Genomic DNA, 9,787 nt, shown 5'->3' on the forward strand with positions numbered 1-9,787 from the left:
AGAAGTCGGACTAAGCGTAGACAAGGTAAAACAAGTCATCAAAATCACAAAAGAGCCTATCAGCCTAGAAGCCCCTATCGGCAACGAAGAGGACGGTAAATTTGGGGATTTCGTCGAGGATAGAAGCTCGCTAAGCCCGATGGATCACATCCTAAAAAACGACCTAAAAGAGCAGATAGACGAGGTCCTAGACCAGCTAAACGAGCGCGAAAAAGCGGTCATCAGGATGAGATTTGGCTTGCTAGACGACGAGAGCGACCGCACGCTAGAAGAGATCGGCAAAGAGCTAAACGTAACCCGCGAGCGCGTCCGCCAGATCGAAAGCTCTGCGATAAAAAAACTAAAACACCCAAAAGTCGGTAGAAAACTCAAAAACTACATCGAGGGCTAAATTTAGCCCTCCCTTTTATAGCCGATCAGAAAATAAAACTAACTACCAAATTTAAAGAAAAATCAAAGGCGCAAAGATGAGTCATGAGCTCCTGGCCGAGATAAAATTTTGCGGCATAGCTTCTAATATTTTACTGATAGGCGGCTGTATGTCTATTTGGGTTTTGTACGAATTTTGCGGCCATGTTTCGTTATCTGGATTTTTGATCGCCGTATTTTTTATTTGCCTTACTTTTCTTGCATCGATGATTTTTAGGCTTCTTGTTGCTAGACAAATCTCCAAACTCTCCGCAAGCAAACTTTTTACGAGAATTTCCTCTGCACTAGTCACGGCGGCGCTACTAGCGATTTTATGGCTATCTATGGCATTGTATTCGGTAAGTCAAGTCGGATTTGGCGCGGTAGAGTATGCCGCGGCGCAGATCGGAGGCTCTTTTGTAGATAATGCTTATGCCATAATCGGAGCAGTCGCAAATAATTTTTTAAATATACAAGGCTCGGCCCTTACGATATTTCTTACCATAGACTCTATTCTAACTATCTACTTTTGGTTTATGCTTGGCGTTGCGTACTATCTGCTCAGCAAAGATACACAGAACAGTGCTTTCTACATCTACTCAGGCTTAGCCTTTATGTGCACAGCGCTTCAGTTTATCGATATTTCGCCACTTAAAGGTTCAGTAACTCCGTATGCGCTGCTTACGATAGCGCTCTTGATCCCGCTTTACGAACTAGCGGCTTGGGTCAGGGTCAAAAATATCATTCCTGCGCAGCCCTAAAATTTAAAAACTTCAAATTTTATCACAGCCGCCATACTAGCCGTTTTGCTAAATTTTATCGAAAACGGCACTAGTGTCGCCCCTCAAATTTTATAATAAATTCATCGCTGTTTTTGTAATATACCATTGTTTATTTATGAGCTAGAAATGCTTATTTTAAGCCTATAAATAAATATAATTTAAAAACTTAAGAAAAAAACATGAGCAAATTTCACTCTTTCGCGCTAGCTCTTGCGCTGTGCGCGAGTTCGCTTTTCGCAGACCGCGTCGTAACCGATCAGCTAGGCCGCGACGTCACGCTACCGGACGAAGTTAAGCGCATAGTCGTGCTTCAGCACCAAAGCCTAAACGCGCTCAATGAGCTAAACGCGCTGGATAAGGTCGTCGGCGTGCAGGAGTCGTGGGAGAAGTCGCTCGGCAAAAACTACATCCGCCTAGCGCCGAGCCTAAAAGATATGCCCACACCTGGCGATTAAAGGTGATCAACTACGAGGCGGTGCTTAAGCTAAAGCCCGACGTCGTGATCGTCACGAACTACATCCCGCAAGAATACATCGACAAGATGACGGAGCTCAAAATCCCCGTCGTCGCCGTTAGCTTTCAGCGCAGCGACGCCGCCGATAAGGGCAAGCTAAATCCGACCTTCAAAGACGACGAGGCGGCCTACACCGAGGGCTTTTACGACGGGATCGAGCTTCTTGGCAAGGTCGCAAACCGCGAGAAAGAGGCCGCCGAGCTCATAAGCTTCGTCAAAACCTCGCAAGAGCAGCTAAAGGCTAAATTTAGCGACTTCATCGTGGATAAAAGACCTAAAATTTACATGGCAAATCCTGATCTCACGACCTACGGCAGCGGCAAATACACGGGCATAATGTTTATGCGAGCCGGCGCGCAAAACGTCGCGGCGCAGAGTATCAAGGGATACAAGCAGGTATCTGCCGAGCAAATTTTAGCGTGGGCGCCGCAGATGATCTTCGTGCAGGATCGCTACCCTCAGGTGCCAGCCGAGCTTAAATCAAACCCGCAGCTTGCAAATTTAAGCGCGGTCAAAGAAGATAAAATTTACATGATGCCCGAATACGCCAAAGCGTGGGGCTATCCGACTGCCGAAGCCATGGCGCTTGGCGAGTGGTGGCTAGCGATGAAGCTCTATCCGAAGCACTTTGACGAGGCGGAATTTGACAAAAAAGTAGAGGAATTTTATCAAAAATTCTACCGCACGAGCTATAAATGAAATTTTCCGCCCTGCTGCTGCTCTGGGTGGTGCTGCTTGCGGTATCGCTTGGCATCGGGCAGTATCCGGTTAGCCTAGAGGAGACGGGCAAAATTTTACTCGGCTCCTCTGCTGACGAAACGGCAAAGAGCGTGGTGCTAGATATCCGCATCCCGCGCGCCCTACTTTCGAGCCTTTGCGGCGGGATACTGGCGCTTAGCGGCCTCGCGCTTCAGGCGGTGTTTAAAAACCCGCTCGTAGGCCCGCACATCGTGGGCGTGAGCACCGCGGCGGCATTCGGCGGAGCGCTTTGCATCATGCTAGGTTTTGGTTCCTACTTTATCGTGGGCTTTGCTTTCTTTTTCGGGCTTGCGGCACTTTTTATGCTCTATTTTATCGCCAAATTCGTCTCGCGCAGCGACGTCTTTTCGCTCATCCTAGCGGGCATCGTCATAAACGGCGTGTTTGCCGCGCTAACGAGCCTCGTGCAGTATCTAGCCGACAACGAAGACGTGCTGCCAAACATCATCTATTGGCTGCTTGGCAGCTTCGTGCGCGCAGACTACGACAAGCTCGTCATGCTCGCCGCCGTTTCCGCGCCCTGCGTCGCGTCGCTCATCGCGATGCGGTGGAGATTTAACCTACTCAGCCTCGAAGACGGCGATCTAAAGGTGCTGGGCGTAAACATCGTGCGGCTGCGCTCGGTCATCCTCGTCATCTGCACCCTGCTAGTCGCCGCGCAGGTCAGCGTCAGCGGAAACATCGGCTGGATCGGCCTGGTGGTGCCGCACGTCGCTAGGATGATATTTGGCAGCGACCACTTGCGCTCTATGCCCGCTTGCTTCGTCGCGGGAGCCGTTTTTATGCTCGCTATCGACGACGTATCGCGCTCGATCAGCTCTAGCGAAGTGCCGCTTAGCATCATCTCCGCGCTCATCGGCAGCCCGATATTCGCCATCCTCTTAAAAAGGAGCGCCGATGCGAACAGAAGGTAGTTTGCTATCCATCAAAGACGCGGGATTTTTCTACGAAGAGGGCAAATTTCTTTTTAGAAATTTAAGCTTTGAGATTGGGCGCGGTCAAATTTTAGCGATTTTAGGGCTAAACGGTCAGGGCAAAAGCACGCTGATGTCGTGCATGATGGGAATTTTGAGCCTCAAAGAGGGGCGGCTTTTTACGCAGGCGAAATTTGGCTTTTTGCCGCAAAGCTTTAGCGTGGCGTTTGATTACAGCGTGCAAGACATCGTGGCGATGGGGCGCGTGCGCGATATTTCGCTATTTTCAAAGCCGAGCAAACGCGACGTGCAGATCTGCCTGGACGCGCTTGAGAGCCTTGAAATTTTGCACCTAAAAAACAAGCGCTTTAACTCGCTTTCAGTCGGTCAAAAGCAGCTCGTGCTCTTTGCCAGGGCGATCGCGAGCAAGAGCGAAATTTTATTTTTGGACGAGCCTGCCAGCGCGCTTGATATCAAAAACCAAGACCGCGTGCTAAGCCTCATCGTAAATTTAAAGCAAAAAAGTAGCGCCGGCATCGTTTTTACCACGCATCAGCCAAACCACGCTCTTGCAGTGGCGGACCGCACGCTCATTTTAAAAGACGATCTTGGCTACGTTTACGGGCTCAGCGCCGAGGTTTTAAACGAGGAAAATTTAAACGCGCTTTACCGCGTGCGGATGAAAACGGCGGAATTTGACATTGCAGGCGAGCAGATACCCAGCATCACGCAAATTTTCAGCGCGCAGGTGAAGTAGTTTTTGGGTTATTAATCGGCAAATTTTGCGCTGTGCGTAAAATTTTATGTACTTTGAAATTTACGAGTTCGTGAAATTTGCCGATTTTAATTTTATATCGCTGTTTACGCGGTTTGCGAGCTTTGCGACTTCTGCTAGTCCCGTGCTGCCGTTTAAATTTAATACCGAGAACGCTATTTTATTTACTTGTCGCTTTACTAAATTTACTTTAAATAAATTTAGTATAAAATTAATTTTAAAGATAAATTTGAGTCATCGTAAAGCGGGCGACAACGAATTTTATAGACCCAAAGGGGCAAAAATGAAGTTATATCTACTCCAAAAAAGCGAGCTTATTTTAGGAACAGTATTTTTTATTTGTAGCCTTTCTTATCTAGATTTTTATTTGCAATCGGGTATCCTTGGAGGCGGAACTATTCAGTTTGTCTTGTTTTCGTTTCCACTCGCGTTTGTGTTTAATATTTTAATGTTAGCCATAAATTTCAAACGAACTCGCGCGATATTTTTTGCTTTGATCGGCGCCTTTATTTTATGCATTTTTAACGGATGGAAAAATATATTCGGGTCGTCAATCATCGATATCGGCATACTATTTGGCGTTACTATTTTATTTTACGCCGTAGCTGGCTGGAGACAAAACATCGGACTAAAACTGTTTTTTATTTTATTTGCGGCTACGATGTATTTTTGGTTTCATAACTTTAAGGTTATCGCTCTAAAAGACAGCCTTGTTTTGGCAGGCTTGCTCGCCAGCTGCGCCACCGCACTTTTTACATCGGCTTTTAGCGAAAAACATTAAATTTTACCAACAAATAAATATGTAGATAAATCGAAAATTTGACGATAGATTTGCCCTTAAATTTATCTCAATTTTGACCACCCGCAAATTTGTATTTTTCATACGATCAGCCTTTGACGTATTTTAAAACTCGGTTCAATGTTAGAGCTCCTTAGCTGCAAGAATAAGCTTTGCAACTTTGCTTATTTTGTATTTTATACCCCAGACTATCCGCTTGCTTACTTGGTGCAAATTTAATAAAAATTTTAAGCTTGTTTGTGTAAAATTTTTATTAAATTAATAAAAGGTAAAATATGCAAGAAAACTTTATAAGACGCATAAGCACGGCAAGGGCGCTCGGTATGACGTCGGGGATTTTGGTTATTTTAAATTTACTCTCGCAAGAGATGGTTTTACCTAAAAGCCTCTTTGATATCGCAACGAGCGCGCGCGTAGCGATGTTGTTCGTCTCCGTCATCTGCCTTTACGGCGCGATATCAAAGGTAAACAGACTCGCAGGCGGAGGAGTGTTTAAGCTTTACCGCTTTTTTATCGCAGTCTGCAGCGCGATGATTTTGCTAAGTTTTAGCACTAACTACGCTCCCGCTAGCACGCACAAGGTCCTATTTTTCGTCATTTGCGGCACGGCGGTGCTTGCGTTTTTGCTTTGGATAAAGATAAATTTAAAACTCGGCGCCGTCACGCAAAACGCCCTATTTTCAGGCTACGCAGTGCTTTGCGTGATCGGCACTTTTATCGCTGCGGCGCTAAAGCTTTTACTAACCAAAGCCCTGCGCGACCCCTACCCTATCGAGCTTGCGGTGCTTGGTATCTACCTGGCGCTAGGATTTATCTATGTGCTTGCCTGGTCGAGAGTGGATTACGTCGAAAATCGCAACCCAGAAAGCCAAATTTAAAATTTGATTGTTTCTCGCCAAATTTAAGCCAGGTCAAATTTAAATTTATCGCAAATCTGCAAATTTGAGCTAACGACGGCTTTAAATTTAACTCCGCAAAAGTCCAAATTTAGCTCGTAAAATGCGCCTAAAAACTTTGCTTCCGTCACGTCTGCTTCGTATTTTTCGCCGCTTATGATTAGCTCCGGGCGAAACATAAATTTTCTCTCCTTCAGCCACGATCTAAATTCAGCCGGTAAATTCTGGGCATCCCGCTCATCGATCAAATTCATATCGCCCAAAAAGCAGGCGATTTCGTAGGATGCAGGCTGAAAATACAGCTCTCTAGGCGCGCCGAAAGCCAAAACCTTGCCGCCTTTTATCAGCGCGATTTTGTCGCTTAGCAAAAAGGCGTCCTCCTTGTCGTGCGTTACCATGACCGCGCTGATGCCGTTTGCCTTTATCATCTGTTTTAGCTCGCCTCTTAGCGCGCTTTTTAGGTTGCGATCGAGATTAGCGAAGGGTTCGTCGAGCAAAAGCAGCTTTTCGCGGTTTGCTACGGCTCTGGCAAAGGCCGTCCTTTGCGCTTGACCGCCCGAAATTTGATCGGGAGTTTTGTCTTTTAGTTCGGAGATTTTAAATTTCTCCAGCAGCTGCGCGCTCCTTGCGGTTCGCTCGGCGCTAGGGAGTCGCCACAGCGCAAATTCCACGTTTTTGCAAACGCTTAAATGCGGAAAAAGCGCGTAGCTCTGAAACATCATAGCCGTGCCGCAGCCGTCTTTTACGGCGATTTGCCCGCCGCTTGGCGTCTCAAGCCCCGCGATTATGCGCAAAAGCGTGGTTTTGCCGCAGCCGCTATCGCCCAGGACGCTTAAAATTTCGCCCTCGTTAAGGCTTAAATTTACGTCCTTTAAAACCTCTAAATTTCCGAATTTCTTGTTTAAATTTACGATTTTTAAAATTTCAGCCATGTTTTTATCTTTCTTGTTTTTTTCTGGAGATTATTTCTAGCCAAAGGACGGCGACTAGCGACATCGAAACGATGAGAAACGACGGTAGAGCCGCAGCATAAAGCCTCTCGTCAGCCGCGTAAAAAAACGCTCTAATACTAAGCGTCTCAAAACCCAAAGGCCGCAAAATGAGGCTAAGCGGCAGCTCCTTAATGATGTCGATAAAAACGACGATGAGCGAGAGAAAGAAAAAGTGGCGAAGCAGCGGAAAATGCACTTTGAAAAACAAATTTAACCGCGAGCCGTTTAGCAAAAGCGCGGCATCGTCGATGCTTGCCGGGATCTTGGCGTATCCGCTCTCGACGGCATATATCGAGGTCGCCAAAAAGCGCACGACGTATCCGAAAATCAGCACTACAAAGCTCGATGAGAGCAGATGCGTGCCGAAATTTCGGTCAATATAACCAAAAACTATCATCACGCAAAGCCCGATACTAGCGCCCGGCAGCGCGTAGCCTAGCGAGACGGATTTTAGCAAAAAGGCGTTTAGCGCTTTGTTTTTTATAAGTCTCGTCGCAAAAACGAGGAAAAAACTCACCGCCGTGATGAGTATCGCCGCACCCGCAGCCATCAGAAGCGAATTTAAAGCCATCTGCACGAACTCAAATTTAAAACTATCTAGCTCGTGAATACTCCAATACAAAAGCCAGGTAAAAGGAAATACAAATGCCAGACAAAACACGCTCGCGCACCATAAAAACGCCGCCGCCGAGCCGAATTTGCCAAGCTCCTTTTTTTGTGTAAATTTGGAGGTATCGTGCGTGGTGAAGCTGTATTTTTTAGAGTTTTTATTAACATGCTCAAATATCATCAAAATAAACACGAACATCATCAAAAGCCCCGCTAGCACGGACGCGGAGTACGAGTCGCCCATGTCAAACCATAGCTTAAAAATGCCCGCGCTAAAAGTCTCTACGCCGTAATAAGCCGCCGTGCCGTAATCGCTAAGCGTCTCCATGAGCACGAGCATCGCTCCACCCACGATCGCCGGACGCGACAGAAATATCGCAACCCTAAAAAACACGGCCAGGCCTGGGAGCTTGTAAATTTTACAAACGTCGTAAATCGCTGCGGACTGCGTTTTAAACGAGGTTTTAGCAAACATATAGATGTACGGATAAAGCGACAACGACAGCACGAAAATCGCTCCGTAGATATTCATAAACTCCAGCCTAAAGCCGAAAATTTGATGAAAATATCCGCCGTAATCCATAATCCCGACGTAGCAAAAGCTAAATATATAAGCAGGAATCGCAAACGGAAGGATGAGGGCATATTCAAAGAAATTTGATAGCGCAAAGCGGTAGTTCGCCACCAGCCACGCCGAAACCACGGCAATAACCAGACTAAGCGCCAAAACGCCCGCCGCGACGGCAAAAGTACCTTGGATATACCTCATAAAAAGATACTTAAAAAAGTGCTCGAGCAAAGAGTAGTCGCCCAAAGCGATCTCGAAAAATATGCTAAAAATGGGGATCAAAACGATAAGGGCGATAAAGATCGCCCCGAATTTTACTTTCATTATTTCCAGCCGGCTACGTCGTAAATTTTAATAGCCTCGTTCGTGTTTTGCACGCTTTTATAAAGCGGAGTGGAGTCTTCTTTAAATTTGCCAAAGCCTTTTACGATGTCGCTAGGCTCGACCTCTGCGTTGATCGGATACTCGAAATTTATACCCGCGAGTATCTTTTGCGCCTCAGGGCTCACCATAAACTCCATAAATTTAACTGCGTTTTCTTTATTTTTAGCAGCTTTGGTTAGCGCGATACCGCTGATGTTTACGTGCGTACCGCGGTTGTCCTGATTTGGGAAAATTATACCCAAATTTTTCGCAGCCTCGACGTCTTCGGCTTTCGGAGAGGTTAGCATGAGGCCTATGTAGTAGGTGTTCATAACCGCTACGTCGCCCTCGCCTGCGTAGATAGCCTTAGCCTGATCCCTATCGCCGCCTTTTGGATCGCGAGCTAAATTTTTTAGCGTGCCCTCCGCCCATTTAGTAGCCGCGTCTTTACCGTCGGCCTCGATGATAGCAGCTAGCAGCGACTTGCTATACGGAGCCGTCGCGCTTCTGATTAGCAGTTTGCCTTTTAGTTCGGGTTTTGTTAGATCTTCGTAGTCATTGATACCTTTAGGATCAAAGTCTCTTTTATCGTAAACAATGACTCTAGCGCGTTTTGAGATAGCAAACCACTGGCCGTCGTTATCTCTATACTGCTCAGGTACGATTTTTTCTAGAGTTTCAGATTTGACCGCTTGCAACACGCCTTTAGTCTTTGCGGTGTAGAAATTCCCCGCGTCTGCAGTGATAAAGATATCCGCCGCGGAGCTATCGCCTTCAACTTCGAGCTTTTTGATTAGCTCGCCCGCTTTTGCCTGCGTGGCATTTACCTTGATACCCGTCTTTTGCTCAAAAAGCTTATAAAGCTCGCCGTCGGCGTCGTAGTGGCGCGCAGAGTAGATATTTACCTCCGCGGCAAACAAAAAGCTTGAAAGCAAGCTAAGCGCGAAAAAACTTTTTTTCATTTTTATCCTTTGTATTGATATGGATTTGCGATTATAGCGTCTATCTTATGAAAGTAATATTAATTATTAAAAAAGAAAAATTTATGCAGGAGTGACTTTATAATGACAAAATGTTTAAAATTCGGTGCTAATATTCGCGCCACAAAATTTAAGGAGAAAAAATGAGAAAATTTATACTTTTAGGAGCGGCTGCAGCGATGGCTTTTGCTGAAATTACTACAGTGCAAGTTAGTCCCGAAGCGATAAAAAACTACGAGCAAATCGTTGATATCAGAACGCCTTCTGAATGGGCGGAAACGGGCGTGATAAAAGGCGCAAAGACCATCACTTTTAACCCCGCCGACAAAGATAGCTTTTTAAACGAGCTAAAAGCCAAGCTCGATCTAAAAAAGCCCGTCGCGCTAATTTGCAGGAGCGGACGCAGAAGCGCTGCGGCGGCGATGATG

12 protein-coding genes are annotated in these 9,787 nt (G+C 46.2%); 9 read left to right on the forward strand and 3 right to left on the reverse strand.

Features of this window, described 5'->3' with window-relative positions:
* From Q0338_RS00175 to Q0338_RS00210, 8 genes are all read left to right on the forward strand, one after another.
* Positions 1 to 391: sigma-70 family RNA polymerase sigma factor (locus Q0338_RS00175; RefSeq protein WP_298085008.1), on the forward strand; the 391-nt coding region annotated here is incomplete at its 5' end.
* Positions 392 to 467: 76 nt separating this feature from the next.
* A complete protein-coding gene (locus Q0338_RS00180; protein WP_298085009.1) occupies positions 468 to 1,169 on the forward strand; it encodes a hypothetical protein in 702 nt (233 codons plus the stop codon).
* A 200-nt stretch (positions 1,170 to 1,369) separates the two neighbouring features.
* Positions 1,370 to 1,645, forward strand: coding sequence for a hypothetical protein (locus Q0338_RS00185; RefSeq protein ID WP_298085010.1), 276 nt, complete (start codon positions 1,370 to 1,372; stop codon positions 1,643 to 1,645).
* Positions 1,570 to 2,403 carry an ABC transporter substrate-binding protein gene (locus Q0338_RS00190; protein ID WP_298085011.1) on the forward strand — a complete coding sequence of 278 codons (834 nt, stop codon included), beginning with the start codon at positions 1,570 to 1,572 and terminating at the stop codon, positions 2,401 to 2,403. Before Q0338_RS00185 ends, Q0338_RS00190 begins: the two co-directional genes overlap by 76 nt.
* Entirely contained in the window at positions 2,400 to 3,377 is a 978-nt protein-coding gene (locus tag Q0338_RS00195) for an iron ABC transporter permease (protein ID WP_298085012.1), read from the forward strand. Before Q0338_RS00190 ends, Q0338_RS00195 begins: the two co-directional genes overlap by 4 nt.
* Entirely contained in the window at positions 3,361 to 4,134 is a 774-nt protein-coding gene (locus Q0338_RS00200; RefSeq protein WP_298085013.1) for an ABC transporter ATP-binding protein, read from the forward strand. The genes Q0338_RS00195 and Q0338_RS00200 overlap by 17 nt, the downstream gene beginning before the upstream one ends.
* Positions 4,135 to 4,585: 451 nt before the next feature.
* Complete coding sequence (locus Q0338_RS00205) at positions 4,586 to 4,933, forward strand: hypothetical protein (protein WP_298085014.1); 348 nt, start codon at positions 4,586 to 4,588, stop codon at positions 4,931 to 4,933.
* A 293-nt stretch (positions 4,934 to 5,226) separates the two neighbouring features.
* On the forward strand, positions 5,227 to 5,829 hold the full coding sequence (locus Q0338_RS00210; RefSeq protein WP_298085015.1) for a hypothetical protein: 603 nt from the start codon (positions 5,227 to 5,229) through the stop codon (positions 5,827 to 5,829).
* A 23-nt stretch (positions 5,830 to 5,852) separates the two neighbouring features.
* Here Q0338_RS00210 and Q0338_RS00215 read toward each other — a convergent pair whose 3' ends face one another.
* The 3 genes from Q0338_RS00215 to Q0338_RS00225 are packed head-to-tail and all read right to left on the reverse strand — an operon-like array spanning position 5,853 to position 9,341.
* On the reverse strand, positions 5,853 to 6,779 hold the full coding sequence (locus Q0338_RS00215; RefSeq protein ID WP_298085016.1) for an ABC transporter ATP-binding protein: 927 nt from the start codon (positions 6,777 to 6,779) through the stop codon (positions 5,853 to 5,855).
* Positions 6,780 to 6,783: 4 nt separating this feature from the next.
* Positions 6,784 to 8,340, reverse strand: a complete 1,557-nt coding sequence (locus Q0338_RS00220; RefSeq protein WP_298085017.1) for an iron ABC transporter permease — start codon at positions 8,338 to 8,340, stop codon at positions 6,784 to 6,786.
* The gene (locus Q0338_RS00225) at positions 8,340 to 9,341 is read right to left on the reverse strand and encodes a Fe(3+) ABC transporter substrate-binding protein (protein WP_298085018.1); all 1,002 of its coding nucleotides are present in this window, start codon (positions 9,339 to 9,341) and stop codon (positions 8,340 to 8,342) included. Before Q0338_RS00225 ends, Q0338_RS00220 begins: the two co-directional genes overlap by 1 nt.
* Positions 9,342 to 9,502: 161 nt before the next feature.
* Here Q0338_RS00225 and Q0338_RS00230 point away from each other — a divergent pair.
* Positions 9,503 to 9,787 (forward strand): rhodanese-like domain-containing protein (locus Q0338_RS00230; protein WP_298085019.1); only part of this gene is annotated, 285 nt, incomplete at its 3' end.

This window comes from uncultured Campylobacter sp., assembly GCF_938018145.1.
GTDB lineage: Bacteria > Campylobacterota > Campylobacteria > Campylobacterales > Campylobacteraceae > Campylobacter_A.

What these genes read in the sequence shown, in the direction of transcription:
- Q0338_RS00200 (WP_298085013.1), top strand. Translation starts at nt 3,361, where the DNA reads ATGCGAACAGAAGGTAGTTTGCTATCCATCAAAGACGCGGGATTTTTC.
- Q0338_RS00220 (WP_298085017.1), bottom strand. Translation starts at nt 8,340, where the DNA reads ATGAAAGTAAAATTCGGGGCGATCTTTATCGCCCTTATCGTTTTGATC.
- Q0338_RS00185 (WP_298085010.1), top strand. Translation starts at nt 1,370, where the DNA reads ATGAGCAAATTTCACTCTTTCGCGCTAGCTCTTGCGCTGTGCGCGAGT.
- Q0338_RS00225 (WP_298085018.1), bottom strand. Translation starts at nt 9,341, where the DNA reads ATGAAAAAAAGTTTTTTCGCGCTTAGCTTGCTTTCAAGCTTTTTGTTT.
- Q0338_RS00195 (WP_298085012.1), top strand. Translation starts at nt 2,400, where the DNA reads ATGAAATTTTCCGCCCTGCTGCTGCTCTGGGTGGTGCTGCTTGCGGTA.
- Q0338_RS00210 (WP_298085015.1), top strand. Translation starts at nt 5,227, where the DNA reads ATGCAAGAAAACTTTATAAGACGCATAAGCACGGCAAGGGCGCTCGGT.
- Q0338_RS00180 (WP_298085009.1), top strand. Translation starts at nt 468, where the DNA reads ATGAGTCATGAGCTCCTGGCCGAGATAAAATTTTGCGGCATAGCTTCT.
- Q0338_RS00215 (WP_298085016.1), bottom strand. Translation starts at nt 6,779, where the DNA reads ATGGCTGAAATTTTAAAAATCGTAAATTTAAACAAGAAATTCGGAAAT.